Here is a 25,657-nt window from a genome sequence, read left to right on the forward strand (position 1 = left end):
GTCCGGCGGCTGCGACTCCCGCGGCGGGGCCGCGCCGGACGCCGCTGTCAGCGCGCGCGCCAGTAGCCGGTCGCGTAGACCGCCCGGCGGTCGAATCCGCGGTCGGCGATCAGGTGCCCGCGCAGCTCCTTCACCGCCGCGGACTCGCCGGAGAGCCACGCCTGACCGGGTCCGTCCGGCAGCGTGACCGCGCGGACCGCGTCGACCAGCGGCGTGCCGGCCGGGGCGTCGCCCCGGTGCACCCAGTCGACGACGGCCGTCCCCGGGAGCCGCTGCTCCTCACCGGCGTCGGCGACCTCCAGCACGGCCCGCACCGGGACCGCCGGATGGTCCGCGGCGAGCGTCTCCAGCACGGTGGCGACGGCGGGCAGCGCGGACTCGTCGCCGATGACGAGATGGTGCTCGGCGTGCGGGTCGGGCTCCCAGCGCCCGCCCGGCTCGGACACCCCGACCCACGCCCCGGGTGCGGCCGCGACCGCCCACGCCGCGGCCGGCCCGTGCCCGGCGTGCACCACGAAGTCCACGTCCAGCTCGCCGTGCTCGCCGGTGTCGGGGGAGAAGTGGCGGACCGTGTAGGTGCGGATCGCGGGACGGGCCTCACCGGCCGGCCATACCGGTCCGCCGGTGCTCGCCCGGGGCACCGCGGGCCGCTCCTGGCCCTCGACCGGGAAGAACATCTTGATCCGGCGGTCCGGGCCGTGCCCGGGGAAGCCGGCCAGCTCCTCGCCGGTGAGGGTGACCCGGATCATCGCGGGCGTGATCCGCTCGGTGCGGGCGACCTGCAGCAGGCGGGGGGCGGTCGTGCTCATGGCGGTCCAGTCTCCCGGACTGCGCACCTCGGCCCGCTACCCGGTCCGCCGACCCAGCCCGGCCAGCCCGGTCCAGGCGACCTCCATCAGGTACTCGGTCGCCTGCTCGGCGGTCACGGCGTCGTCGTCGTCCTGGCCGCGCCACACCGCGAGCCGCTCGCAGGCGCCGACGATCACCTGCGCCCAGCCGGTCAGCCGTTCCGGTGCGGTGCCGGGGACCTGCGCGGCGAGCAGCGCGGCGATGAACTCGGTCTGCTGGGCGCGGATCTCCTCCAGCGCAGTGTCGGCGACCCCGGGCTCGGAGCAGAACAGCCGCCAGGCGGGCGCCCGCCGGTCCAGGTAGGTGAAGAACGCCAGCGTCCCGTCGCGCAGCATCGACTCCGGATCGGTCGCGCCGGCGGCCGCGGCCGCCACCACCTCCAGCAGCTCCGCCCTGGCCCGCGCGATCGCGGCGAGCAGCAGCCCCTCCTTGGAGCCGAAGTGCGTGTAGAGCACCGGCTTGGTGACACCGACCCGCTCGGCGACGGTGTCCATCGAGGTGGCGGCGTATCCGCGCTCCCCGAAGACGGCGACGGCGGCGTCCACGATCTGGCGTTCCCGCTCGGCCCGCGGCACCCGGCGCCGCGCGTTCGGGGCGGTCCGCGAGGTCATGGCGCGGACGCTACCGGCAGTAGGTTACCCGTGGTATGTTACCGGTGGTAACACGCCTTTGTCGGAGGTCGCATGTCCGGGCAGCAGGTCGAGACGCTGATCGTCGGGAGCGGGTTCGCCGGGCTGGGCGCGGCCGTCCGGCTGGACCGGGCGGGCCGCCGGGACTGGCTGCTGCTGGAGAAGGCGGACACCCTCGGCGGCACCTGGCGGGACAACGCCTACCCCGGCTGCGCCTGCGACGTCGAGTCGCACCTGTACTCGTTCTCCTTCTTCCCGAACCCGGACTGGACCCGCACCTTCGCCCGTCAGGCCGAGATCCGCAGCTACCTGGAGGACGTCGCCGACCACCACCGGCTGCGTGGCCGGATCCGGTTCGGCGCGCACGTCACCGGCGCGGAGTGGGACGGCACCGGCTGGGACGTCCGGCTGGCCGACGGCTCCGCGCTGCGCGCCCGTTACGTGATCTTCGGGACCGGCGCGCTGCACGAGCCCGCGGTGCCCGAGATCGAGGGCCTCGACCGGTTCGCCGGCACCGCCTTCCACTCCGCGCGCTGGCCGCACGGCGAGGACCTGCACGGCAGACGGGTCGCGGTGATCGGGACCGGGGCCTCGGCGATCCAGTTCGTGCCCGCCGTCGCCCCCGGTGTCGAGCACCTCACGCTCTTCCAGCGCACCGCCCCGTGGGTGCTCCCCAAGCCGGACAAGCCGATCCGCGACCGCACCCGGCGGGCGTTCCGCCGGGCCCCCTGGCTGCGCGCCGGGTACCGGGCCGCGCTCTACTGGCGGCACGAGGCGATGGTGCTCGGCTTCATGCACCCGCGCCTCATGGAGCTCGCCGAGCGGGTCGCCCGGCTGCACCTGCGCCGGGTGTTCGCCGGCGACCCGGAGCTGCGCCGCACCGTCACCCCGGACTTCACGATGGGCTGCAAACGGGTCCTGATGAGCAACGACTACTACCCGGCCCTGCGCCGGGGCAACGTGACGGTCGAGACCGCCGGCATCGCGCGGATCACCGAGCGCGGCGTCGTCACCGCGGACGGCGTGCTGCACGAGGTGGACACGATCGTCTTCGGCACCGGGTTCCGGGTCGGCTCCTCGGCCGGGGCCGGATTGGGCCGGATGGCGATCACCGGGCGCGACGGCGTCAAGCTGTCCGACGTGTGGCGGGACGGCGCGCAGGCGTTCCACGGCACCACGATCGCCGGCTTCCCGAACCTGTTCACCGTCGTCGGGCCGAACACCGGGCTCGGGCACAGCTCGATGGTGCTCATGATCGAGTCGCAGCTGAACTACGTGCTCGACGCGATGGCGCTGGTCGACCGCAACCGCGCTGTCGCCATCGACACCCGGGCCGACGTGCAGGAGGAGTACAACGCCGAGCTGCAGCGCAGGCTCGGCGCCGCGGTCTGGGGATCCGGCGGCTGTGCCTCCTGGTACCTCGACGGCGACGGCCACAACCGCACCCTGTGGCCCGGCTACACGTTCACCTTCCGCAACCGGACCCGCCGGGTCGATCCGGCTGCGCACGAGCTGGTCGCCTAGCGTGGCCCGCCGTGCACGTCTACGCGCTCGGCATGACCACCCGTTTCCGCGGGATCACCGTCCGGGAGGGGCTGCTGCTGCACGGCCCGGCCGGCTGGGGTGAGTTCTGCCCCTTCCCCGAGTACGACGACCGCGAGGCGCTCGGCTGGCTGGCCGCGGCCCGGGAGGCGGCCGACGACGGCTGGCCGGAGCCGGTGCGCGACCGGGTGCCGGTCAACTGCACCGTCCCCGCCGTCGGGCCGGAGCACGCGCAGCGGATCGTGCGCGCCTCGGGGGCGACGACGGTGAAGGTGAAGGTCGCCGAGCCGGGCGCGCCCGCCGGCGCCGACGAGGAGCGGGTCGCCGCGGTGCGCGACGCGCTCGGCCCGTCCGGCCTGGTCCGGGTGGACGCCAACGGGGCCTGGCCGGTCGACGAGGCGATCACCGCGATCCGCCGGATCGGGCGCGCGGCCGGGGGACTGGAGTACGTCGAGCAGCCGTGCGCGACCGTCGAGGAGCTGGCCGCGGTGCGCAGCGCGGTGGACGTCCCGGTCGCCGCGGACGAGTCGGTGCGCCGCGCCGAGGACCCGATGCGGGTGGTGCGGGCCGGGGCGGCGGACATCGTCGTGCTCAAGGTCGCGCCGCTCGGCGGGGTGCGCCGCGCGCTGCGGATCGCGCAGGAGTGCGGTCTGCCGGTGGTCGTGTCGTCGGCGGTCGAGTCCAGCGTCGGGCTGGCCGCCGGGCTCGCGCTCGCCGGGGCGCTGCCCGAGCTGCACCACGCCTGCGGGCTGGGGACGGCGTCGCTGCTCGCCGAGGACGTGGTCGCCGACGCCGACCGGCTGCTGCCCGCGGACGGCACCCTCCCGGTGCCGCGCCGCGCCCCCGAGCCGGTCCGCCGTGCCGAGGTCGCCGCGCCGCCGGAGCGGGACGCCTGGTGGCGGGCCCGGCACAACCGGGTCGCCGCCCTGCGCTGATCGCGCCGCGCGCTGATCGCACCGCGGCGCTCCGGTCCGCACCCCGTCACCGCGGTGCACACCCCTTCGCCGCGCTGCACACCCGCTGCAGCGGGTGCGAACCGGGGCGAAGGGGTGTGCGGCGGGGTGCTCGGGGGGTCAGTACTGGTTGGCGCGCGCCTCGCGGCGCATCGCGGCGTCGAACACCCGGGCCGGGCCGGGGATCCGGTACTGGCCCTTCACCAGCTTCCCGGCGCTGGGCACCTCACCCTTGCCGGGCCAGGTCGCCGGATCCCACAGCGCCGACCGCAGGAACGCCTTCGCACAGTGCAGGAACAGCTCGTCGATCTGCACCACGATCGCCAGCTCCGGCGTCGAGCCCTTGACGGCCAGCTGCTCGGCGAAGTCCGGCCGGTGCACGATCCGGGCCCGCCCGTTGACCCGCACGGTGTCGTTCGACCCGGGCACCAGGAAGATCATCCCGACCCGCGGGTCGTGCAGGATGTTGCGCATCGAGTCGAGCCGGTGGTTGCCGCGCCGGTCGGCGAACGCGATCGCCCGGCCCTCGTCGAGCACCAGCACGCTGCCGGCGGGATCGCCCCGCGGGGAGACGTCGACGCCGTCCGGCCCGCAGGTGGCCAGCAGGAAGAACGGCGACGCGGCGAGCCACTCGGCGGTCACCGCGTCCACCCGGTCGCGTTCCTTCTCCCTGATCGCCTTCGACGGTTCGCCGACGATCTCCCGCAACCGTGCCTCGTCGGTGATGTCCTCCACCCGGCCCCCTCTCGTTGTGAGGCGACCCTAACCGCCGGTGCGCGGCGCCGGAAGCGGCGCCCTAGGTTCGTCGGTGTGGCTGTGATCGTGATCGGAGCCGGGATCGCCGGGGTGACCTGTGCCGGGGAGCTCGCCACCCGCGGGGTGGACGTCGTCGTGCTGGAGCGGGCCCGCGGTGTCGGTGGCCGGCTCGCGGTGCACCGGCACGGCGGGCGCCCGGCCGACATCGGGGCCGCCTACTTCACCGTGTCCGACGACGAGTTCGACGCCCGCGTCCGCCACTGGCGCCGGGACGGCCTGGTCCGGGAGTGGACCGACACGTTCGCCGTGTTCGAGTCGGGCGCCCGGGTCGCGGACAGTCCCGGCCCGATGCGCTGGGCCGCGCCCGGAGGCCTGCGCTCGCTGGTCACCGAGTCCGCGCGGGACCTGACGGTGCGCACTGGACACGAGGTCCGCGAGGTCCGGCCCGGCCCGGACGGGCGCCCCCGGGTGGACGGCGAACCGTGCGACGCGGTCGTCGTCGCGATGCCGGACCCGCAGGCCGCCCGGCTGCTCGACCCGCACACCGCGGCCGGCGCGGCCGTCGCGGACCGGGAGTGGGACCCGGTGCTCGCGCTGACCCTCGGGTTCGCCCGCCGGGACTGGCCGGAGCTGCCCGCCGCGTTCGTCAACGACCATCCGGTGCTGTCGTCGGTGGCCGACGACGGCGACCGGCGCGGCGACGGCGCCCCGGTGCTGGTCGCGCACTCGACCGGTGCGCTGGCCCGGGCCTACGACGCCGCGCCGGACGGGGCCACCGCCACGATGACCGCCGCCGTCCGGCGGCTGCTCGGGATCGGGGCGGAGCCGGAGTGGACGCACCAGCACCGGTGGCGGTTCGCCGCCCCGCGCGGGCGGCGCGAGCCTGCGTTCCACCTCGACGACGACGGCATCGGCCTGGCCGGGGACGGCTGGGGCCGGTCCCGGGTGCAGACGGCGTGGCTGTCCGGGCTGCGGCTGGGCCGCGAGCTGGCCGCCCGGCTCGGCAGCTGAGCGGGCCGGCCGGACCGGGCAGCCGGGCCGGGCCGGCCGGGCCGGGTGCGGGAGCGCTGCTCAGCCGGTGGTCGCCGGCTCCCGGGAGAACCGCCGGGCCCCCGGGGCGAGCGCGGCCAGCGCCGGGGCCAGCAGGCAGACCGCGGCGCACACCAGCAGCACCGGCTGCAGCCCGAAGGCGGCGATCGCCGGCGCGATCAGCGCCAGCCCGAGCGGGGCGAGGCCGTAGGAGAGCAGGAAGTCCAGCGAGGACACCCGGGCCAGGGTCGCCGGATCGACCTCGCGTTGCACCGCCGTGAACCACGGCACGTTGAACAGCTCGATGCCGATCCCGCAGACCACGTAGGCCCCGACGACCACCCACACCGGGAGCGGGGTGAGCAGAGCAAGGGGGGCTACCGCGTACACCCCGAGCCCGGCCAGCGCCGTCCATCCGCGGGCGACCGGCCGCCACCGGGCGACCAGCACGGCGCCGAGCAGCGCGCCCGCGGTGTAGCCGGTGAGCGCGGCGGCGAGCACCGCCGCGCCGCCGTAGGTGTCCCGGCTGACCAGCGGCAGCGCCACCCCGGTCGCGGAGTACCCGGTGGCGATGACCGCGGTCAGTGCGCCCAGTCCGGCCAGGAACCACGGGTGCCGCCGGGCCTCGGCGACGCCCTCGGCGAACTCGGCGAGGAAGCCCGGCCGGGGGCCGGCGGGTGCTGGCCGGCGCAGCCCGCGCGGCGGCAGCGCCGCGGCGACCACCCAGAGCGCGGCGATGGCCAGCGCGAGCACCCGCACGCCGAACGCGGTGGCGGCCAGCGCGGTCAGCGCGGGCGCGACCAGGGTGCTGGCCCGCACCGAGAAGGTCATCCCCGCGTTGGCCTGCTGGCGCCGCTCGGCGTCGACGACCTCGACGACCAGCGCCTGGAACGCCGGCCGGCAGGCGCCCTGGCCTGCCCCGGCCAGCGCGCAGCCGGCCAGCAGCAGCCAGAGCGGCCCGCCGAGCCCGCCGGCCACCGCGACCGAGCCGAGCACGGCCGCGGCGCCGGACCAGCCGACGGTCGCCCGTCGCGAGTACCGGTCGGCCAGCACCCCGCTCACCGGGACGGCCGCGAGGAACCCCGCGGTGCGCACCCCGAGTGCCAGCCCGAGCCCGACCGCGGTGACCGAGCCGTCGACGACGGCCAGGCCGAGCACGAAGGGCAGCGCCCAGGTGGCCAGGCCGGACGCCGTCGTCCCGGTCCACAGCCGCAGGAAGGCGCGCTCGCGGAGCACCGACCGGGCCGTCACCGGCTGAACTCCCGCAGGTAGCCGCCGAAGCGCTCCAGGCCGTCGATGTTGCGCGGACCGGAGATGCCTTCGTTGTAGTTCAGCACGAAGAAGTTGTCGTTCTGCACGGCCGGGACACTCCGCAGCGTCGGGAGCGACTTCAGGAAGTCGATCTTCTCTTGGGCGGACTGGTCACCGTAGTCGAGGATCATGATGATCTCGGGCCGGCGCTCCACGACGGTCTCCCAGCCGACGTCGGTCCAGCGGCCGTCGACGTCGTCGAGGATGTTGCGGCCACCGGCGAGTCGGATGATGTCGTTCGGCGGCACCTGGTTCGCGGCGCTGTTCGGCCGGTCGGTGCCGGAGTCGTAGAGGAACACCGACGGCGGCGGGTCCAGCCGGGGCGCGGCCGCCTCGACCGCGGCGACCCGGGCCTGCATGTCGGCGACGACGGCGTCGGCCCGCTCGGGCACCCGGAAGATGTCGCCGAGCCGGCGCAGGTCCTCGTAGAGCCCCTCGATCGGGGTGACCCGCTCCGGGAAACCCGGGTAGTTCCAGCAGGTCTCGGTGTGCATGAAGCTCGCGATGCCGAGCCGGTCGAGCAGCTCGGGGGTGATGCCGCGCTCGTCGCTGAACCCGGACCGCCAGCCGGCGACGACGAGATCGGCGCCGGCGTCGACCACCAGCTCGCGGTTGAGCAGGTCGTCGGACAGCATCTCGACGCTCGCGTAGTCCTCGGCCCAGGGGGACTCGGTGACCGGCGGGTTCGCCGGCGGCATCACGTAGCCGCGGACCTTGTCGGCGAGGCCGAGCGCGAACAGCTTGTCGGCGCTGCCGCCCTCGTAGGCGACCGCGTTCTGCGGCTCGCGGTACTCGACGGGCTGGGCACAGCGGGGGACGGTCGTCGTGGCAGCGGCGTCGGCGCCCTCCACCTGCGCGCCGCAGGCGGTGGCGGTGAGCAGGGTGGCGAGCAGCAACGGGACGGCGCGGGTGGTCCGCACGGGGGCCTCCAGGGTCGGGTCGATCAGGGGAAGTCGGGGGACGGCAGCGCGTAGAGCAGCCGGGGTGCGCCGGTCACCGGGTGCGCGACGACGTCGGCGCGCACCCCGAACACCCGCTGCACGAGGTCCGGGGTGAGCACCTGCTCCGGGGTGCCCGCGGCGACCAGCCGGCCGTCGTCGAGCACGCCGACCCGGTCGCAGGCCGCCGCGGCGAGATTGAGGTCGTGCAGCACGACCAGCACGGTCAGCCCGGCGTCGCGCAGCGCGGCGAGCAGGCCGAGCTGGTGGGCGATGTCGAGATGGTTGGTCGGCTCGTCGAGCACCAGCACCTCGGGGGTCTGGGCGAGCGCGCGGGCGGCGAGCACCCGCTGCCGTTCACCGCCGGACAGCGTCAGCACCCCGCGGTCGGCGAGGTGGGTGACGCCGACCCTGGCCATCGCCTCGGCGCAGATCCGCTCGTCCTCCGGACCGGGGGAGCGGTGCCCGGCCACGTGCGGCGCGCGGCCCAGGGACACCAGCTCGGTGACGGTGAAGTCCAGATCGGACCCGTGGTCCTGGGTCATCGCGGCGATCCGGCGGGCGTTCTCGCGCAGCCCGGAGCCGGCGAGATCGTCGCCGTCGAGCCGGACGGTGCCGCGGACCGGCCGCAGCGCGCGGTAGATGCAGCGCAGCGCGGTGGACTTGCCGCTGCCGTTCGGCCCGACCAGCCCGACGACGGTGCCGGTCGCGACGTCCAGGGACAGCTCGCGCACGATCTCCCGGCCACCGGCGACGACGGAGATCCCCTTCAGCTCCAGGCCCACCGGTCTCACGCCCCGCCGAACACGTAGCCGCGGCGGCGCAGCAGCACCAGGAACACCGGGACGCCGACGAGCGCGGTGACCACCCCGAGCGGCAGCTCGCGCGGTGCGACGACGGTGCGGGACAGCAGATCGACCCAGACCGCGAGTACCGCGCCGACCAGCGGCGCGAGCAGCAGCACCCGGCTGTGCACCGCCCCGGTGACCATCCGCACCAGGTGCGGCACGATCAGCCCGACGAACCCGATGGCACCGGAGACGGCGACCATCGAACCGGTCATCAGCGAGGTGAGCACGAACAGCCGCCTGCGCAGGACGCGGGTGTCCACACCCGAGCTGGCGGCGGTCTCGTCGCCGAGGGCGAGCACGTCGAGGTCGCGGGCACCGGACCGCAGCAGCACCATCCCGGCCAGCACCACCACGGTGACCACCGGCAGCGACTCCCAGGTCGCGGCGCCGAACCCGCCGAGTGTCCAGTAGAGCACCGTGGATGTGGCCTCACCCTGCGGCACCAGGTAGATCAGCAGCGCCATCGCGGCCTGGAAGGCGTAGGCCAGCGCGATCCCGGTGAGCACCAGGCGCAGCGGGCTGGTCCCGGCCGGCCCGCGCCGCCGCGCGGCGAGGTGCACCAGTGCGGCCGCGGCGAGCGCGCCGAGGAACGCCCCGACCGACAGCGCGTGGATCCCGGCGAAGGCGAGCGCGCCGGTCACCATCACGGTCACCGCACCGACCGAGGCGCCCGACGAGATGCCCAGCACGAACGGATCGGCGAGCGGATTGCGCACCAGCGCCTGGACCCCGACCCCGACCGCGGCCAGACCGGCCCCGACCACCGCGGCGAGCAGCACCCGCGGGGTCCGCAGCTGCCAGATGATCTCGTAGGTGGGCAGCTCGTCCAGGGTGATCGAGCCGCCGGTGACCGCGGCGGTGAGGTAGCGGAGCGTGTCGTCCGGGGGGACGGGTGCCGGCCCGAGCCCGATCGCCAGGACGATCGAGACGAGCAGCACGACGGAGAGCCCGAGGGCGCCTTTGATGAACATGATTATCGTGAGTATTTATCACCCGGACGGGACGGCGGCCAGGGGGGCGGCCTGTACGACCTGTCACCGTTGCGGGACCGTAATGATAATGATAGTCGTTAACACATGACGATCTCACCCGTTCCCGTGACGCCGCGAGAGCTGCCGCCACCGCTGCCCGCCGACCGGATCGCCGAGCTGAACCGGCCGGACGGGTCGCTGCACACCCCGCGCACGCACCGCTGGAACGACCTGGAGCTCGACCTGCCGCCCGGGGTGTTCAAGCCGGGCCTGACCAGCGCGATGGTCGCCGACCGGGTGCTGTCCGGGGAGATCGAGACGCGCGGGCGCCGGTACCTGGCGATGGGCTGCGGGGTGGGGATCGAGGTGATCGCCGCCGGGCTCCGCGGGGCCGCGCACACCTGGGCGGTGGACGTGCACCCGGCCAGCGTCGAGACGGCCGTGCGGCACCACCGGCGGTTCGCCGGCGGCGACGCCTGCACCGGCGTGGTCGCCGACCTGCTGGACGGGCTGCCCGAGGGGCTCGGGATCGACGTCGTGACGTTCAACCCGCCCGCGGTCAGCGTCCCGGTCGCCGACGACCCGGACGTGGTGCGCAACGTCTGCCAGGGCGTCGCGCTGCTGGAGCGGTTCTTCGCCCAGCTGGCCGGGCGCGACGTGCTCGCCCCCGGCGCGGAGGTCTTCGTGATCGCCTCCAACACCGCGGACCTGCCCGGCCTGGTCGCCGCCGCGCAGGGGCACGGCTTCGACGCCGAGCTCGCGCTGCGGCACGACTGGGGTGACGGCGTGCTTACCCACCTGTTCCGCTTCACCGGGTGTCCGCGGTGAGCGTCGCGGAGCTGCTGGACGAGGCGCTCACCGGCGGCGCCGGGCCGCTGCCCGACGGCGACACCGCCACCAGCGTGTTCTGGCTCGGCCACGGGACCCGGCTGGCCGGCGGCCCGGTGACCTACCGCAACCACTACGTGCTGGTCCGCTGCGGCCGGGCGTTCGGCGCGGCCTCGGTGCGGGCCGGCAAGCTCGATCCGGTCGCCTGTCAGGACCTGTCCGGCCTCCCGCTGACCGACCTGATGGCGCCGGACCGGCCCTACCCGGTGCGGATCGCCGCGCTGGACGCCCGGCTCGCCGCGGGCCGGCCGTTCGCCACCGATCCCGGCGCCGAACGCGTCGAGCTGCCCGCGGGCACCCCGGAGACCCGGGCGCTGGCCCGCGACGCCGCCGTCGCCGGGCTGCTCGACGTGCCCGCCGGGGCCAGGGTGGCGCTGATCGGCGTGGTGAACCCGCTGGTCGCGGCGATCCGGGAGCGCGGCGCGCAGTGCCTGCCGTGCGACCTGGACCTGCGCCGCACCCAGTGGGACGATCCGGTGTCCGACTCGGCGGACGAGGTGATCGACGCCGCCGACGCGGTCGTCGCGACCGGGATGACGCTGGCCAACGGCACCTTCGACCCGATCGTCGCGCGCTGCCGCGAGCGCGGTGTGCCGCTGACCGTCTACGCCCAGACCGGGGCCGCGGTGGCGCGGGCGTTCCTCGGCGCCGGGGTCACCGCGCTGTCCGCGGAGCCGTTCCCGTTCTCCCAGTTCAGCGCCGATCCGACGGCGCTGTACCGGTACCGGACGGGCCGGTGAGGACCGGCCACGGGTACGGCGGGTGCCATCACGGGGAGCTGCTGCAGGGGTTCTTCCGCGGCCCGGACGGCCGCCCGCGGCCCGGCCTGGTCACGCTGCCGTCGCCGGTCGCGGGGGTGCACGCCCGGTTCCGGCCGGATCCGGCGTCCCCCCGCGTCGCCGTGCACCCGCGGGACCGCACGAAGGCGGCCCGCGCCGCGGCACTCGCACTGCGCGCGGTGGCCCCGCCGGATGCGCCGGCCGGCGGCCGGCTGCGGCTGACCGGGCCGGTTCCTGCCGGGCTGGGGATGGGCTCGTCCACCGCCGACGTCGTCGCCACCATCCGCGCGGTCGCCGACGCCTGCGGGGTGGTGCCCGATCCGCGCACGGTCGCCCGGATCGCGGTCGCCGCGGAGGGCGCCAGCGACCCGCTGATGTTCGACGACCCGGCCACCCGGCTGTTCGCGCAGCGCGACGGCGTCGTCGCCGAGGTGCTCGGACCGGCGCTGCCGCCGCTGCTGGTGCTCGGCTGCCTGCTCGACGGCGGGCGCCCGGTCGACACCCCGGCCGACGCGCCCCCGGTCCCGCCACCGCCGGTCGTCGACGGCTACGAGGAGCTGCGGGACCGGCTGCGGACGGCGGTGCAGCGCGCCGACCCGGCCGGGGTCGCCGCCGTCGCCACCTGTAGCGCCCGGCTGCACCGCACCGACGGGCAGCTGGACCGGCTGCTCGGCGCCGCCGACGAACCCGGCGTGCTGGGCGTGCAGATCGCGCACAGCGGCAACGTCGCCGGGCTGGTCGTGGACCCGGCCGGCACCGATCCGGCGGCGGTGCTGCGGCGGGCGACGCGGGCGCTGCGGGCCGCCGGGCTGCCGGTGACCGGGACGTTCGCGGCCGGCTCCGGAGCGCCCGCCGTCGCGGCGGGGGTGCACCGGTGAACCCGGTCGAGCACGTCGCCGACGCCGTCGGCCGGCCGGACCTGGTCCGGGTCGGCGAGCGCCTGCACTGCCTGCGGTTCGAGACGATGAAGGTGCTCAGCGCCGACGCCGCCGTCCGGCACCTGATCGACACCGGCCGGATCGCGCCGGGCGACACGCTGCTGGACTCCTCCAGCGGCATCTACGCGATCGCCCTCGCGCTGGCCTGCCACCGCTACGGGCTGGGCTGTCACGTCGTCGGCTCGACGACGGTCGACGACGCCGTCCGGGTCCAGCTGGAGCTGCTCGGCGCCCGGCTGGACCCGATGCCGCCCTCGGACGATCTCAAGCTCGACCAGAGCAGGCGGGTCGCCAGGGTGCACGCGCTGCTGGCCGCCGATCCACGGCTGCACTGGATGCGCCAGTACCACGACGACGTGCACCATCTCGGCTACCGCCCGGTCGCCCGGATGGTGCGCGAGGCGCTCGGGCCGGTCCCGCTGACCGTCGTCGGCGGCGTCGGGTCCGGGGCGTCCACCGGTGCGCTGGCCCGCTACCTGCGGGCCGGCGACCCGCCGGGGCGGCGGACCCGGCTGGTCGGGGTGCAGCCGTTCGGCAGCGTCACCTTCGGCAGCGAGCACGTCGCCGATCCGGACATCATCATCGCCGGGATCGGCAGCTCCATCCCGTTCGGCAACGTCGACCACACCGCCTACGACGTCGTGCACTGGACCGGTTTCGGCGCCGCGCTGTCCGGCGCGGTGGCGCTGCTGCGCCGGCACGCGGTGTTCGCCGGGCTGTCCGCGGGCGCGGCGTACCTGGCGGCCCGCTGGGAAGGCGGCCTGGAACCGGACCGCACCATGCTGTTCGTGGCGCCGGACACCGGGCACCGCTACGTCGGCGGGGTGTTCGCCCGGCACGCCGAGGCGCGACCGCTGGCGGACCTGGCGCCGCACCCGGTCACCGGGACCGGGGAGCTGGCGCTGCCGTGGTCGCGGATGGAGTGGGCCGGGGCGCCCGCGCCGCCGGCCGCGGTGCCCGGGCCGGACGCCGCGGTCCCGGCGCCGCGGACCCGGCTCCCCGGGGTGCGCCCGGGCCGGGCCTGACCGGGCCGGGCTGCGCCGGGCGGCCGGGTCGGGCATCCGCCGGGCGGGGCTGCGCCGGGCGGGGCCTGTGCCGGCGGCGGTGTTCGAGCCGTGCGGCCGGCGCGCTGGCCCGGTGCCGGGCCGGGACCTACCGTCAGCGGCATGTCCGAGCGCGAACCCGTCGGTGACCACCTGCTCGACGGCCCGCCGGTGGTCGTCGAACCGGAGGGCAGGCCGTTCGGCGGGTCCACCGCCCCGGCCCGGCTGGACCCGTCCGGCCCGGACGCAGCGGGCCGGGCGGTGCTCGCCGAGCTGGCCGCGGCGCTGGGCGGCGACCAGGTCCGCACCGACCCGGACACGGTCCGCCCCTACGTGCACGACGAGGCCGAGTGGGCCGAGCACGGCACCCCGCTGTGCCTGGTCCGGGCGCGCAGCACCGCCGACGTCGCCGCCGTGGTCGCCGCCTGCGCGCGGCACCGGGTCCCGGTCGTCCCGCGCGGCGCCGGCACCGGGCTGTCCGGCGGCGCGAACGCGGTCGAGGGCTGCGTGCTGCTGTCGCTGGAACGGATGACCGCGATCCGGGAGATCTCGGCGGGGGAGCGGCTCGCCGTCGTCGAACCGGGGGTGGTGAACGACGACCTGCGGGCCGCCTGCGCCGCGCAGGGCCTCTGGTACCCGCCGGACCCGGCGTCGGCACCCTGGTCGACGCTCGGCGGCAACGTCGCCACCAACGCGGGCGGGCTGTGCTGCGTGAAGTACGGCGTCACCCGCGACTACGTCCTGGCGCTGGAGGTGGTCACTGCCGACGGCGAGATCGTGCGGGTCGGGCGGCGCACCGCGAAGGGCGTCGTCGGCTACGACCTGGCCGGGCTGATCGTCGGCTCGGAGGGCACCCTCGGCGTCATCACCGAGGTGACGGTGAAGCTGCGCCCGGCCCGCCCGGCGGCGCCGCGCACCGTCGTCGGGTTCTTCGACTCGCTCGTCGACTGCGGCGCGGCGGTCGCCGCCGTCACCGAACGCGGGCTGCAGCCCGCGGTGTTCGAGCTGCTGGACCGGGAGTGCCTGGCCGCGGTGAACAGCTGGCGCAACGCCGGGCTGCCGGAGAGCGCGGCGGCGCTGCTGCTCGCCCAGACCGACCTGCCCGAGCCGGCCGCGGCCGCGGAGGCCGAGGCGATCCTGGACGCCTTCACCGGGCACGGCGCCACCGACGCGATGGCCTCCACCGATCCCACCGAGGCCGACGCCCTGTTCGCCGCCCGCCGGATGGCCTATCCGGCGCTGGAACAGCTCGGGATGGGGATGCTCACCGAGGACGTCTGCGTCCCGCGCACCCGGATGGCACAGATGCTGGGCCGGATCGAGGAGATCGGCCGCCGGCTCGACGTGCGGATCGCCACCGTCGCGCACGCCGGCGACGGGAACCTGCATCCGCTGATGCTCACCCCGCACGGCGACCCGGCCGCCCGGGAGCGCACCCGCGCGGCGTTCGACGAGATCATCGCCGCGGCCGTCGAGCTGGGCGGCACGGTGACCGGTGAGCACGGCGTCGGGCTGCTCAAGCGGGACGGCATGGAGCGCGAGCTCGGCCCGCGGGTGGTCGCGATGCAGCGTGCGGTGAAGGCGGCGCTGGACCCGCACGGCATCCTCAATCCGGGCAAGGCGGTCTGAACGGTCCCCCGGATGGCGGCGACTACGCCGGGTGGCCGCCGGGAACCCCGGTGGCATGAGTGACACCCGCACGACCAGCACGTCCTCCGGGGAACTGGCCTACCGCGGGCCCGCGCACACCGGGGCGCCCCGGCTGACCGGCCTGGCCGGGCTGCACGGCGTCCGCACGGTGACCGACGCGGAGGTCCGCGAGCACGAGCGCTTCGACACCCCGGACCTGCGGCTGTCCGCCGCCGGGATCGAGCTCCTCGTCGAACGGATCGTGCCGGACCGGGCGAGCGGACGACCCGGCAGCTCGGCCTGGGTGCTCCGGCTCCCGGATGGCGAGCCGGACGACGAGCTGCGTGTCGACCTGCCGGAACCGCAGGTCGAGGGCACCGGCACCGGCGGCGTCCCGGACGAGATCGACACCCTGGTCCGGCGGGTCCGCGGTGACGGCGAGCTGGGCCCGGTCGGCCGGGTGCACGTGGTGCGCTCGGTCGAGCAGCTGCACGACGCCGGCGGCCGCGAGCTGGCGCTGCTGCGCCGCGACCAGGTCCGGGTGGCCACCCTCGGTGCGTCCACCGCGGTGGAGAGCTGGACCGAGACCGTCGTCCGGCCCGGTGCCGCCCCGACGGGTCTGCTGCAGCAGATCGACGAGGCGCTGCGCACCACCGGGCTGAGCCGCGGACCGGGCGTCGCCCAGCGCAGGCTCGTCGAGCTGCTGGCCGTCGCCGCCGCTGCGGAGCCGCCGCGGCGCACCGGGCGGCGGGGCAGCGCCGGCGCGGTGCTGCTCGACTACCTGGGCGGTCAGCTCGACACGCTGACCGCCCGGGAGCGGGACCTGCGCGAGGGCGTGCCGGACGCGGTGCACCAGATGCGGGTCACCGCCCGCCGGGCCCGCAGCGCGCTGCGCACCTACCGCCGGGTCCTGGAGGGTCCCCGGGTGGCGCACCTGATCGCCGAGCTGCGCTGGCTGGGCCGGGCGCTCGCCGGGGAGCGCGACGCCGAGGTGCAGCAGGAACGGCTCGACGCCCGGCTCGCCGAGCTGGAGCCGGAGCTGCTGCTCGGGCCGGTGCAGGCCGCCGTCACCCGGCATTTCGCCCGGACCCGTGCCGAGACCGGCGCGGCGGTGCTGGAGGTCGTCGACGGCGAGCGGTACGCCGCGCTGAAGGGTGCGCTGCGCAGGCTGCTGGCCGATCCGCCGCTGTCGTCGCGAGCGGAGCGCCCGGCCGCGCGGACGATGCCGGCGATGATCGGCCGGACCGCCCGCAAGCTGGACCGCCGGATGGAACGCGCGCTGGGCGACCTGGAGGCCGGTGAGGTGGCCCCGGTGACCCTGCACGACGCCCGCAAGACCGGCAAGCAGCTGCGCTACGCCACCGAGGTGGCCCGCCCGGTCGCCGGCGCCGACGCCCGCCGGTTCGCGAAGCGGCTCAAGCGGGTGCAGCGGGTGCTGGGCGACCACCAGGACGCCGTCGTCTCCCGGGACCTGCTGCGCACCCTCGGTGCCCGGGCTGGCGCGGAGAACGGCAACGGGTTCACCTTCGGCGTGCTGCACGGCCGGGACACCGCCCGGATGCTGGAGCTGGAGCGGCGGCTGCCCGGGGTCTGGGCCGAGGTGTGGACGCCGCGGGCCCGGCGCTGGATGCGCGGCTAACCTCGTCCGGATGAGCGAGCCGCGCGACGCCGTCGCCGACCTGCGGCGGATCGCCTTCCTGCTGGAACGGGCCGGGGAGTCCACCTACCGGGTCCGTGCGTTCCGCACCGCGGCGGCCGCGCTGCGCGGCCGGGACCCCGACGAGCTGGCCCGGCTGCACGCCTCCGGCGGGCTCATCGAGCTGCGCGGCGTCGGCGAGGTCACCGCCCGCTGCGTCGGCGAGTCGGTGACCGGCGAGGAACCGGTGTACCTGCGCCGGCTGGAGGACGCGGTGGCCCGCGCCGACGCCGACGGCGTCCCGCTGGCCGGGGCCGCGCAGCGGCTGCGCGAGGCGCTGCGCGGGGACTGTCACAGCCACACCGACGCCTCCGACGGCGGCTCGCCGCTCGCCGAGATGGCCGAGACCGCGATCGGGCTGGGGCACGACTACCTCGTCGTCACCGACCACTCGCCGCGGCTCACCGTCGCGAACGGGCTGTCCGCCGAGCGGCTGCGCCGCCAGCTCGACGACGTCGCCGCGCTCAACGAGCGGATCGCCGCCGCCGGCTCCGCGTTCCGGGTGCTCACCGGGATCGAGGTCGACATCCTCGACGACGGTGGCCTCGACCAGTCCGAGGAGCTGCTGGCGCAGCTCGACGTCGTGGTCGCCAGCGTGCACTCCAAGCTGCGGATGCCCCGCGACGAGATGACCGCCCGGATGCTCGCCGCCGTCGCGAACCCGCACGTCGACGTGCTCGGGCACTGCACCGGCCGGATGGTCACCGGCCGCCGCAAGCGCCCCGAGTCCGAGTTCGACGCGCAGCGGGTGTTCGACGCCTGCGCGGAGCACGGCGTCGCCGTCGAGATCAACTCGCGGCCGGAGCGGCTGGACCCACCCAAACGGCTGCTGCGGCTCGCCGTCGAGGCCGGCTGCGAGTTCACGATCGACACCGACGCGCACGCCCCCGGCCAGCTCGACTGGCTCGACCACGGTTGCGCCCGGGCCGTGGCCTGCGGGGTGCCGCCGGAGCGGATCCGCAACACCCGGGACGCGGCCGGGCTGCTGGGGCGCTGACCGCGCAGCGGGGGATCAGCGCATCTCGAAGTCGGCGAAGTCGAAGCCGGGGGAGACCACGCAGCTGACCAGCACCGGACCGTCGCCCAGCGGAACGGCCCGCTGCCACACCCCGGGCGGTACCTCCCGCTGCGGCAGCACGTCCGGCGTGGGCCGACCCGCCGGATCGCCCGGGCCCGCCATCGGACGGTCGTCCGCGCCCGGCACCACGAGCCGGCCGGGGCGCCCCAGCCGGAGCGGGACGGGATCGCCGGGCTCGTCGCCGTCACCGGCGAGGAGAAGTTCCGCCTCCGGGCCGGAGTGCCAGCACCACAGCTCGGTCGAGCGCACCCGGTGCCAGCGCCCCGGCCCGTCGAACAGGTAGAGGATCGCGGTCGCCGACGGCCGCGGCCCGTACGGCGTGTCGACCGTCAACGGGGAAGCCCAGGTGCGGCGGTACCAGCCGCCCTCCGGATGCGGTGCGAGGTCCAACGCGACAGCCACCCCAGGACGCCCCACATCCCGCACTCTCCCACCGCCCGCACGGGCGTGCACGGTTCGCACGGCCTCCGCCGGGGCTACCCGAGGTGACGGGGGCGCCCGGTGGACTCACGGTGGGTGAGGTGTCCGGTATGTCGCCCTGATCGGGGGAGGCTCGGACGGGTGTTTCTGCTGGTCTCGTTCACCGTCCGCTCGTCTGATGGGACGGACGGTAACGCGAGGGACGGGAGTGGCCCACGGTGCGAACGAGGACGAGGACCGGTCTGGCGGCGCTGACGGTGCTGGCCGCGACGGTGGCGGTGTCGGCCGGGACCACCGTGGCGGGCGCCCCCGCCGCGTCGGCCGCGTCGGCCGTGGTGAACCAGGAGGACCCGGGCCCGGCACGGACCGGCGCGGACCGGCCGGCCCCCGCGCAGCCGGGCACCGAACCGGGCACCGAACCGGCCCCCGCGCCGCCGGGCACCGAGCCGGCCCCGGCCCAGCCCACCCCACCCCCGTCGCGGTGCTCGGCCACCGCAGCCGAGCGCCACGGCTGGGGCGAACCGGACCGGCACTCCGACTTCGAGGGGATCGACGAGGTCCCGCCGGACTGGCACCCCTACGGCCCCGAGCCCGGCCACGCGAAGAACGGCATCCGCACCCCGGACGCGGTGACCGTTGCCGACGGCGTCATGTCCATCACCGCCGATGCCGAGGGCACCACCGGCGCGGTCAGCTGGCACCCCGGGCAGCGGCACGGCCGGTGGGAGGCGTGCGTGAAGTCCGACGAGGCGAGCGGCGGGCTCAACGCGCTGCTGCTGCTCTGGCCGGTGGCCGAGGACTTCCCGGTCGGCGGCGAGATCGACTGGATGGAGATCCTCTCCGACGACCGCCAGGAGACGAGCTTCTTCCTGCATTACGGGCCGAACAACGACCAGGACTACGGCGCCACCCAGCACGACTCCACCGAGTGGTCGGCCTACGCGCTGGAGTGGACGCCGGAGAAGATGACCGCCTACGTCGACGGGGAGGAGTGGTACACCAACACCACCACCGACCACTTCCCGCCGCGCCCGATGAACATGACCATGCAGCTCGACTACTTCCCGCCGGCGGGCGGCCCCACCGCGATGCACATGGACTGGGCGAGCCAGTGGGCGGTCCCGGAGAGCGAGCCGGCGACGCTGAGCCTGCCGCCGGGCGCGAACGCGACCGGTCAGCCGCGCGACTACCCGGAGCGGGCGCCGCGCGAGCTGACGCCCGACGAGCAGCGGGCCCAGATCGCGATGCTGGCCGGCGAGTAGCGGCTCAGCCCTCGGCGTCGAGCTCGGCGCGGGTCGGCGGATCGGCGCCGTGCCGCGAGCAGGTGATCGCGGCGGCGGTGACGGCCTCGCCGAGCACGCCGTCCAGCGCCGCCCGGTCGATCCGGTAGAGGTCGTCGCGGGCGGTCGCGCCGAGCAGCCCGCGCCGGTGCAGCCCGGCGAGCAGGGCGGCGGAGAAGCTGTCCCCGGCACCGACGGTGTCCACCACGTCGACCTTCCGCCCGGGCAGCACGCTGTGCAGCCCGGAGGCGGTGCCGGCGAGCACCCCGTTCGCCCCCAGCGTGACGACGACGACGGCCGGCCCGAGCTCCAGCCACTCACCGACGACGTCACCCGGCGCCCGGCCGGGATGCAGCCAGCCGAGGTCCTCCTCGCTGACCTTCACCACGTCGGCGAGGCCGAGCAGCTCGTGCACCCCGGGCAGCTCCTCGGCCGGGGACCCCATCAGCAGCGGCCGGAAGTTCGGGTCGTAGCTGACCGTCGCGGTGTCCACCGCGGTGGCCATCAGCTCGCGCAGCACCTCGGCACCGGGTGCCGTGGTGAGCGCGAGCGACCCGGAGTGGACGGCCACGACCGGGCCGGCCGGGCCGTCGTCGAGCGCCCCGGACAGCTCGTCCGGGGTCCACTGCCAGTCCGCGGTGCCGTCGACCCGGAAGTCGTAGGACGCCTGCCCGTCCCCGGCGATCTCGACGATCGCCAGCGACGACGCCTCGTCCGCCTCGACCGAGTGCGTGAGGTCGACGCCGTTGACCGCGAGGTGGTCGCGCAGCCTGCGCCCGAGCAGGTCGTCGGCCAGCCGGGCGAGCATCCGGGCCGGCACGTCGAGCCGGGCGAGCCCGACCGCCACGTTCGCCGGGCTGCCACCTGGCGCGAACTCCCAGTAGCCCTGGGTGGGAGCAGGAACGATGTCGACGAGGGCCTCACCGGCGACGGCGATCGTCCCGCGGGGCGGACGTCCGGCAGCTGAGTCGGGCATAGGGGGAACTCTGCCACGGTCGCCCAGCGTGGTACTCATGTCGGGTGCCCCGGAAGATCCCGGTCGTGGTGCTGGCCGGGTTCCTCGGAGCCGGCAAGACGACCCTGCTGAACCACCTCCTCGTCGCCGGCGGGGACGCGCGCATCGGCGTGGTCGTCAACGACTTCGGCTCGGTCGGGATCGACGCGATGCGCCTGGCCGGCCAGGCGGGCGGCGTCGTCGGGCTGGGCAACGGCTGCCTGTGCTGCGAGATCGGCGAGGGCGGCATCGGGGAGGTGCTGGCGAACCTGACCCGGCGCCGGGACGAGATCGACGTCGTGGTGATCGAGGCCAGCGGGATCGCCGAGCCGGGCACGCTGGTCCGGCTGGTGCTCGACGCGCTGGGCCAGCACCTGAGCTTCGGCGGTCTCGTCCAGGTGGTCGACGCCGCCGAGTTCGAGACCACCCGCCGCCGGCATCCGCAGCTGGACCGGCACGTCGGGATGGCCGACCTGGTGGTGCTCAACAAGATCGACCGGGTCGGGCCGGGCCCGCTGTGGCGGGTGCGCAGGCTGTGCCGGGAGGCGAACCCGCGGGCCCCGATCGTCCCGGTCCGCGACGGCATGATCGACCCGGCGCTGCTGTTCGACATCGAGATCGTGCCCGGGCGGCAGCTGATGCTCGGCGAGCAGGTGCGCGATGGTCCCGCCGCCGGCGACCACGCCGCGCACCTGCACGCCGGCTACCAGAGCGTGACGTTCCAGTGCGACGAGCCGCTGGACGCCGCCCGGCTGCAGGACCTGCTGGACGCCCGCCCGTCCGGCCTGTACCGGATCAAGGGCTCGGTGCGGTTCGCGGCCGCCCCGGCCCGGGAGCGCTGGGACCTGCACACGGTCGGCCGCTACGTCCGGTTCCAGCGCAACCGGTGGGACGCCGGCGAGCCGCGCCGCACCACGCTGGTGCTGATCGGGACCGGGCTCGACGAGGACGCCCTGGAACGCTCGCTGCGCGCCTGCGTCGCCGCCGAGGGCGACCGCCGCGATCCGGAGGCGCTGCTCCCGGTGGCCCGCTACGCGGTGTGACCGCCGTCGTGGTTCAGACGGACGTGAGATCCGGTCCGGTCGCCGGTTCGGTGAGCGAGTGCAGCGCCTGGGCGGCCCACTCCTCGCCGCCGCCGACCGCGGTCCACAGCAGGCCGCCGAGGGTGCGGGTCGGGTCGACCCGGCCGGCCTGCCAGGACCGGCTCGCGGCCAGCCGCTCGGCCCGGACGCAGAGCTGCCACCGCGCCGATCCCCGGTCGGTGACGTCGACCGCGAACCGGCTGTGCCCGAACCGCGCCCGGTACGCCCGCACCGGATCGGTCACGGCGTGCACCACCGACAGCACGGCGATCGCGGCGGCGAACGACACCGGCAGCGCAACCAGGAACGTGAGCATCGACCAGGTCCAGCTGTTGTCACCCGTGGTGACGGCCACGACGAGCGAGGTGATCACGGAGCCCGCGGTCATCGCGCCGGCCGGGACCCGGGTCCAGACCAGATCGCCGGCGTCGTCGATCACGTAGGAGGTGCCGGCGACCAGTGCCGGGTCGTGCACCCGGTAGCCGTGCCGGGTGCGCACGAGGGTGGGGAGTCGATCGGTGGGGGCACCGGTGGGGGTGTGAGTCATGGTCGTGCTCGATCTACTAGAAAGTCGCTGCTCGCGGCCCACCGGATGGCCGTCGCGCCCGGTCAGTCGCCCACGATGCCGGTGTGTGTTACAGGTTCACAACGAAAATGTCGTGGATCACAGACGTGTGCTCGGTCACTCTGCCCGATGATCGTCAGGCGGGCGGCCACGGGTCGCCCCACGCGGTGTCGCGGGCGACCCGGTACTGCTCCCGGCGGCTGCGCGGAACGGGGGTGTCGCGCAGCGAGCCGTCCGCCGAGCAGACACTCAGCGTCACCAACCCCTTGCGGGAACGCGGATGCCGGACGACCCGTCCGGGGGCCGGTCCGGCGTCGCCGGGGCGGGTCGCCACGACGTAGGAGAACTTCTCGTCCTCGTGACCCAGTGAGCCGGCCTTGAGTGCCCGGTGCCGCGAGCTGCGGCTCACCCGGACGGCGAAGTGGCACCAGTCGTCGCCGGTCACCGGGCAGGCGCCGGAGTGCGGGCAGGGCGCCGCGACCGTCATCCCGGCGGCGACGAGCCGCTGCCGGGCCGCCAGCACCCGGGCGTACCCGGCGGGCGTACCCGGTTCGACGACGGCGACCACCCGGGCGACCCGGGCGGCGGCGTCCACCAGCGCGTCCCGCACCGGCTCCGGCAGCTCAACCAACAGGTAACAGGCCGTGATCAGGTCGGTTGCCGGCAGCTCGGTGCCGGTGCCCAGCACCGCGGGCTCCCAGCGCGCGTCCCGCACGGCGGCGGTCGGGGCCCCGGCGGCGAGCCGGCCGCCCAGTGCGCGGGCCGGGGCGGCCGCTTCCAGTACCGTGGCCCGGCGCAGCGACGGCCAGGTCTGCGCCGCCGCCCAGACCGCCGCGCCGGTGCCGCCGCCGAGATCGAGCAGCTCCCGTGGCTCCGGCACCCGGCCGGCGGCCCGGCCCAGCACGTCCAGCACGGCGGCGTGGGTGGCCGGCATCCGGTAGGCGGCGTAGGCCGCGGCGTCGTCGGCGGTGCGCAGGATCGGCGCGGACGGCACCGAACCGCTGCGGTAGTCGCGGATCAGCCGGTCCACCACCGGGCCGAGCCGCCCGGCCGGGACCGGATCGAGCGCGTCGTCCAGCGCGGCGGCCAGGTCGGCCGCGAGATCGGGTCCGGTGGGCGCGGGTCTCACGCCCACCATCACACCAGCCGGGCGCGGTCAGCCGCGCGCGGCCGCCAGCAGCGGGTCGTCGAGGGCGTCGAGCAGCGGCACCTGCAGCCGGGCCCACGGCGACAGGCCGGACCCGGGATCGTCGGCGGCGGCCCGGAACCGGCCCCAGCTCCACCACTCGGCGTCCTCGACCTCGTCCGGCCGGGGATCCGGCTCACCGGCGAGCCGGGCGACGAACACCGGGCAGAGCTCGTTCTCCTCCACCCCGTCCTGGGACGCCCGGTAGCTGAAGTCGGGCAGCACCAGCCGCAGCTCGGTGGCCCGGATCCCGAGCTCGTCGCCGAGCCTGCGCTGCACCGCGTCCGCCATGTCCTCGCCGGGTGCCGGATGCCCGCAGCAGGTGTTCGTCCAGGCCAGCGGGAACGCGGCCTTGCTCCGGGACCGCCGGGTGACCAGCAGACGCCCGGCGTCGTCCACGCCGTAGCAGGAGAACGCCAGGTGCCGGGGGGTGCTCGCGCCGTGCACGGTCGCCTTGTCGGCGACCCCGACCGGCTTGCCGTCGTCGTCGAGCAACACGACCTGTTCCATGTGTCCCTGTCTACCGGACCGGGCCCGCACCGGCCCGGCGGCGGTGCCGGATCACCCTCGGGGGAGCGCTCGGGCCGCGGATGCGCCACGGAACTGTCGGACCCGCGTGCCATCCTCAGATCGAGCGCCACCGGTGACGGGTCCGGCGCGGCGTCCGCGCAGCACGAATCCGGTCGCCGCCCGGGACCGTCTGGTGTTGACTCGGTTCCACCGCATCGACCTCGCCGGGTCCACGCACGTCCGGGCCCGGCCCCGACCGCAGGAGGCGACCCGCCGTGACGACCGAGCCGACGACCGAGCCCGCCGGGGCCGAACGGCTCCCGGCGGGCGCACCGCTGATCATCTCGCTGCTGGTCGGCTCCGCGTTCGTGATGATCCTGAACGAGACGATCATGAGCGTGGCGCTGCCCGTGCTGATCGCCGACCTCGGGATCACCGCCTCCACCGCGCAGTGGCTGACCAGCGGGTTCCTGCTGACGATGGCCGTGGTCATCCCGATCACCGGGTACCTGCTGCAGCGGTTCCCGCCGCGCTCGGTCTACCTGGCGGCGATGGGCCTGTTCAGTGCGGGCACCCTGCTGTGCGCGCTCGCCCCGGTCTTCGGGATGCTGCTCGCGGGCCGGGTCGTGCAGGCCACCGGCACCGCGGTGATGATCCCGCTGCTGATGACGACGATTCTGCGCCTGGTCCCGGCGTCCCGCCGCGGGCAGACGATGGGCACCATCTCGATCGTGATCGCGGTGGCGCCCGCGGTCGGGCCCGCGCTGTCCGGGGTGATCCTCTCCGCGTTCGGCTGGCGCTGGATGTTCTGGCTGGTCCTGCCGATCGCGCTGGTCGCGCTCGCGGCCGGGGCGGTCTGGCTGCGGGTCACCGCGGAGACCTCGAAGGCCCCGCTGGACGTACTGTCCGTGCTGATCTCCGCGGTCGCCTTCTCCGGGCTGGTGTACGGCCTGTCCGCGTTCGGTGAGTCCGCAGCGGGCGCTGCGCACGGCGGTGCCGGTGCCGGGGAGGGCGTCCCGCCGTGGGTGCCGCTGGTCGCCGGTGTGCTCGCGCTGACGCTGTTCGTATACCGGCAGATCAGGCTGCAGCGCACCGCCGCGCCGCTGCTCGACCTGCGGCCGTTCGCGATCCGCCGCTACACCGTCGCGGTGGTGCTGGTCGCCGTCGGCTTCATGACGCTGTTCGGCGCGATCATCCTGCTGCCGCTCTACATCCAGGACGTGCTCGGCGACAGCGCGTTCGTGGCCGGGCTGGTGGTGCTGCCCGGTGGCCTGGTGATGGGGTTGCTCGCGCCGTTCATCGGCCGCGCCTACGACCGGATCGGGGCGCGCCCGCTGGTGGTCCCGGGCGCGCTGCTGCTGAGCGCGGTGATGTGGGGGTTCACCACGCTCGGCGCGGCGTCCCCGATCTGGCTGGTCGTGGTGCTGCACGTCGGCCTGTCGGCGGCACTGGCACTGATGTTCACCCCGCTGATGACCGACGCGCTCGGCTCGCTGCCCGGTGGGCTGTACTCGCACGGCAGCGCCATCCTGACCACGTTGCAGCAGGTCGCCGGGGCCGCCGGGACCGCGCTGTTCATCACGGTGATGACGCTGGCCTCGGCCGGGGCCGGGGTGGACGCGGCCGGGGTGCAGGCGGCGTTCCTGACGGCGGCGTTCGTGTCGCTGGTCGTGCTGGTGGTCGCGCTGTTCGTCGGGCGCCCGGCGGACCGGGCCCCCGCGGCCGGCTGAGCCGCCCAAC

At 75.7% G+C, this 25,657-nt stretch carries 25 protein-coding genes; 13 read left to right on the plus strand and 12 right to left on the minus strand.

Features of this window, described 5'->3' with window-relative positions:
- Nucleotides 1-47: 47 nt before the first annotated feature.
- Together ABZ881_RS23135 and ABZ881_RS23140 are read right to left on the minus strand one after the other, a co-directional pair.
- The gene (locus tag ABZ881_RS23135; protein ID WP_358487596.1) at nt 48-809 is read right to left on the minus strand and encodes a siderophore-interacting protein; all 762 of its coding nucleotides are present in this window, start codon (nt 807-809) and stop codon (nt 48-50) included.
- 36 nt (nt 810-845) lie between these two features.
- The gene (locus tag ABZ881_RS23140) at nt 846-1,460 is read right to left on the minus strand and encodes a helix-turn-helix domain-containing protein (protein ID WP_358487597.1); all 615 of its coding nucleotides are present in this window, start codon (nt 1,458-1,460) and stop codon (nt 846-848) included.
- A gap of 72 nt (nt 1,461-1,532) precedes the next feature.
- Between ABZ881_RS23140 and ABZ881_RS23145 the strand changes: the two genes are divergently transcribed.
- Both ABZ881_RS23145 and ABZ881_RS23150 read left to right on the plus strand, forming a co-directional pair.
- On the plus strand, nt 1,533-3,002 hold the full coding sequence (locus ABZ881_RS23145; RefSeq protein WP_358487598.1) for an NAD(P)/FAD-dependent oxidoreductase: 1,470 nt from the start codon (nt 1,533-1,535) through the stop codon (nt 3,000-3,002).
- A gap of 11 nt (nt 3,003-3,013) precedes the next feature.
- Nucleotides 3,014-3,955 carry an o-succinylbenzoate synthase gene (locus tag ABZ881_RS23150; protein WP_358487599.1) on the plus strand — a complete coding sequence of 314 codons (942 nt, stop codon included), beginning with the start codon at nt 3,014-3,016 and terminating at the stop codon, nt 3,953-3,955.
- A 138-nt stretch (nt 3,956-4,093) separates the two neighbouring features.
- Here ABZ881_RS23150 and ABZ881_RS23155 read toward each other — a convergent pair whose 3' ends face one another.
- Complete coding sequence (locus tag ABZ881_RS23155; protein WP_358487600.1) at nt 4,094-4,708, minus strand: MSMEG_1061 family FMN-dependent PPOX-type flavoprotein; 615 nt, start codon at nt 4,706-4,708, stop codon at nt 4,094-4,096.
- Nucleotides 4,709-4,783: 75 nt separating this feature from the next.
- Between ABZ881_RS23155 and ABZ881_RS23160 the strand changes: the two genes are divergently transcribed.
- Nucleotides 4,784-5,740 (plus strand): FAD-dependent oxidoreductase, encoded by a 957-nt coding sequence (locus tag ABZ881_RS23160; RefSeq protein WP_358487601.1) that lies wholly within the window; start codon nt 4,784-4,786, stop codon nt 5,738-5,740.
- Nucleotides 5,741-5,800: 60 nt separating this feature from the next.
- Here ABZ881_RS23160 and ABZ881_RS23165 read toward each other — a convergent pair whose 3' ends face one another.
- Genes ABZ881_RS23165 through ABZ881_RS23180 form a run of 4 tightly spaced genes read right to left on the minus strand, consistent with a single transcriptional unit; the run spans nt 5,801 to nt 9,829 of the window.
- Entirely contained in the window at nt 5,801-7,009 is a 1,209-nt protein-coding gene (locus ABZ881_RS23165; RefSeq protein WP_358487602.1) for an MFS transporter, read from the minus strand.
- Entirely contained in the window at nt 7,006-7,989 is a 984-nt protein-coding gene (locus ABZ881_RS23170; protein ID WP_358487603.1) for an ABC transporter substrate-binding protein, read from the minus strand. The genes ABZ881_RS23165 and ABZ881_RS23170 overlap by 4 nt, the downstream gene beginning before the upstream one ends.
- Before the next feature lie 23 nt (nt 7,990-8,012).
- Complete coding sequence (locus ABZ881_RS23175) at nt 8,013-8,792, minus strand: ABC transporter ATP-binding protein (RefSeq protein ID WP_358487604.1); 780 nt, start codon at nt 8,790-8,792, stop codon at nt 8,013-8,015.
- 5 nt (nt 8,793-8,797) lie between these two features.
- Complete coding sequence (locus ABZ881_RS23180; RefSeq protein WP_344023511.1) at nt 8,798-9,829, minus strand: iron ABC transporter permease; 1,032 nt, start codon at nt 9,827-9,829, stop codon at nt 8,798-8,800.
- Between the two features lie 126 nt (nt 9,830-9,955).
- On the opposite strand from ABZ881_RS23180, the gene ABZ881_RS23185 reads away from it, so the two are divergent.
- The 7 genes from ABZ881_RS23185 to ABZ881_RS23215 all read left to right on the plus strand — a co-directional run bounded on the left by ABZ881_RS23185 (nt 9,956) and on the right by ABZ881_RS23215 (nt 17,799).
- A complete protein-coding gene (locus tag ABZ881_RS23185; protein WP_358487605.1) occupies nt 9,956-10,657 on the plus strand; it encodes a methyltransferase in 702 nt (233 codons plus the stop codon).
- The gene (locus ABZ881_RS23190; protein WP_358487606.1) at nt 10,654-11,457 is read left to right on the plus strand and encodes a DUF364 domain-containing protein; all 804 of its coding nucleotides are present in this window, start codon (nt 10,654-10,656) and stop codon (nt 11,455-11,457) included. Before ABZ881_RS23185 ends, ABZ881_RS23190 begins: the two co-directional genes overlap by 4 nt.
- On the plus strand, nt 11,454-12,374 hold the full coding sequence (locus tag ABZ881_RS23195) for a GHMP kinase (protein ID WP_358487607.1): 921 nt from the start codon (nt 11,454-11,456) through the stop codon (nt 12,372-12,374). The genes ABZ881_RS23190 and ABZ881_RS23195 overlap by 4 nt, the downstream gene beginning before the upstream one ends.
- A complete protein-coding gene (locus ABZ881_RS23200; protein WP_358487608.1) occupies nt 12,371-13,459 on the plus strand; it encodes a pyridoxal-phosphate dependent enzyme in 1,089 nt (362 codons plus the stop codon). The genes ABZ881_RS23195 and ABZ881_RS23200 overlap by 4 nt, the downstream gene beginning before the upstream one ends.
- 141 nt (nt 13,460-13,600) lie before the next feature.
- Nucleotides 13,601-15,106 (plus strand): FAD-linked oxidase C-terminal domain-containing protein, encoded by a 1,506-nt coding sequence (locus tag ABZ881_RS23205; protein WP_358487609.1) that lies wholly within the window; start codon nt 13,601-13,603, stop codon nt 15,104-15,106.
- 55 nt (nt 15,107-15,161) lie between these two features.
- The gene (locus tag ABZ881_RS23210; RefSeq protein WP_358487610.1) at nt 15,162-16,745 is read left to right on the plus strand and encodes a CHAD domain-containing protein; all 1,584 of its coding nucleotides are present in this window, start codon (nt 15,162-15,164) and stop codon (nt 16,743-16,745) included.
- Nucleotides 16,746-16,755: 10 nt separating this feature from the next.
- The gene (locus ABZ881_RS23215) at nt 16,756-17,799 is read left to right on the plus strand and encodes a PHP domain-containing protein (protein ID WP_358487611.1); all 1,044 of its coding nucleotides are present in this window, start codon (nt 16,756-16,758) and stop codon (nt 17,797-17,799) included.
- Between the two features lie 15 nt (nt 17,800-17,814).
- Here ABZ881_RS23215 and ABZ881_RS23220 read toward each other — a convergent pair whose 3' ends face one another.
- Nucleotides 17,815-18,342, minus strand: coding sequence for a cupin domain-containing protein (locus ABZ881_RS23220; protein ID WP_358487612.1), 528 nt, complete (start codon nt 18,340-18,342; stop codon nt 17,815-17,817).
- Nucleotides 18,343-18,518: 176 nt separating this feature from the next.
- Here ABZ881_RS23220 and ABZ881_RS23225 point away from each other — a divergent pair, with 176 nt between their 5' ends.
- Complete coding sequence (locus tag ABZ881_RS23225; RefSeq protein WP_358487613.1) at nt 18,519-19,562, plus strand: glycoside hydrolase family 16 protein; 1,044 nt, start codon at nt 18,519-18,521, stop codon at nt 19,560-19,562.
- Nucleotides 19,563-19,566: 4 nt separating this feature from the next.
- On the opposite strand, the gene ABZ881_RS23230 is transcribed toward ABZ881_RS23225, so the two are convergent.
- Nucleotides 19,567-20,556, minus strand: a complete 990-nt coding sequence (locus ABZ881_RS23230; RefSeq protein ID WP_358487614.1) for a carbohydrate kinase — start codon at nt 20,554-20,556, stop codon at nt 19,567-19,569.
- A gap of 44 nt (nt 20,557-20,600) precedes the next feature.
- On the opposite strand from ABZ881_RS23230, the gene ABZ881_RS23235 reads away from it, so the two are divergent.
- Entirely contained in the window at nt 20,601-21,617 is a 1,017-nt protein-coding gene (locus ABZ881_RS23235) for a GTP-binding protein (RefSeq protein WP_358487615.1), read from the plus strand.
- A 13-nt stretch (nt 21,618-21,630) separates the two neighbouring features.
- Here ABZ881_RS23235 and ABZ881_RS23240 read toward each other — a convergent pair whose 3' ends face one another.
- From ABZ881_RS23240 to idi, 3 genes are all read right to left on the minus strand, one after another.
- Nucleotides 21,631-22,203: a hypothetical protein gene (locus tag ABZ881_RS23240; protein ID WP_358487616.1), complete on the minus strand. Its 573-nt coding sequence runs from the start codon at nt 22,201-22,203 to the stop codon at nt 21,631-21,633.
- 154 nt (nt 22,204-22,357) lie between these two features.
- Complete coding sequence (locus ABZ881_RS23245) at nt 22,358-23,350, minus strand: small ribosomal subunit Rsm22 family protein (protein WP_358487617.1); 993 nt, start codon at nt 23,348-23,350, stop codon at nt 22,358-22,360.
- A gap of 27 nt (nt 23,351-23,377) precedes the next feature.
- Entirely contained in the window at nt 23,378-23,917 is a 540-nt protein-coding gene (gene idi, locus ABZ881_RS23250) for an isopentenyl-diphosphate Delta-isomerase (RefSeq protein ID WP_358487618.1), read from the minus strand.
- A gap of 275 nt (nt 23,918-24,192) precedes the next feature.
- Between idi and ABZ881_RS23255 the strand changes: the two genes are divergently transcribed.
- Nucleotides 24,193-25,647: an MDR family MFS transporter gene (locus tag ABZ881_RS23255; protein ID WP_358487619.1), complete on the plus strand. Its 1,455-nt coding sequence runs from the start codon at nt 24,193-24,195 to the stop codon at nt 25,645-25,647.
- Nucleotides 25,648-25,657 lie beyond the last annotated feature (10 nt).

The organism is Pseudonocardia sp. NPDC046786, assembly GCF_040645415.1.
GTDB lineage: Bacteria > Actinomycetota > Actinomycetes > Mycobacteriales > Pseudonocardiaceae > Pseudonocardia > Pseudonocardia kongjuensis.

Bases quoted from the DNA above. Each gene is read 5' to 3' on its own strand.
- ABZ881_RS23180 (WP_344023511.1), bottom strand. From the start codon at position 9,829: ATGTTCATCAAAGGCGCCCTCGGGCTCTCCGTCGTGCTGCTCGTCTCG.
- ABZ881_RS23210 (WP_358487610.1), top strand. From the start codon at position 15,162: ATGAGTGACACCCGCACGACCAGCACGTCCTCCGGGGAACTGGCCTAC.
- ABZ881_RS23230 (WP_358487614.1), bottom strand. From the start codon at position 20,556: ATGCCCGACTCAGCTGCCGGACGTCCGCCCCGCGGGACGATCGCCGTC.
- ABZ881_RS23215 (WP_358487611.1), top strand. From the start codon at position 16,756: ATGAGCGAGCCGCGCGACGCCGTCGCCGACCTGCGGCGGATCGCCTTC.
- ABZ881_RS23135 (WP_358487596.1), bottom strand. From the start codon at position 809: ATGAGCACGACCGCCCCCCGCCTGCTGCAGGTCGCCCGCACCGAGCGG.
- idi (WP_358487618.1), bottom strand. From the start codon at position 23,917: ATGGAACAGGTCGTGTTGCTCGACGACGACGGCAAGCCGGTCGGGGTC.
- ABZ881_RS23145 (WP_358487598.1), top strand. From the start codon at position 1,533: ATGTCCGGGCAGCAGGTCGAGACGCTGATCGTCGGGAGCGGGTTCGCC.
- ABZ881_RS23140 (WP_358487597.1), bottom strand. From the start codon at position 1,460: ATGACCTCGCGGACCGCCCCGAACGCGCGGCGCCGGGTGCCGCGGGCC.
- ABZ881_RS23205 (WP_358487609.1), top strand. From the start codon at position 13,601: ATGTCCGAGCGCGAACCCGTCGGTGACCACCTGCTCGACGGCCCGCCG.
- ABZ881_RS23240 (WP_358487616.1), bottom strand. From the start codon at position 22,203: ATGACTCACACCCCCACCGGTGCCCCCACCGATCGACTCCCCACCCTC.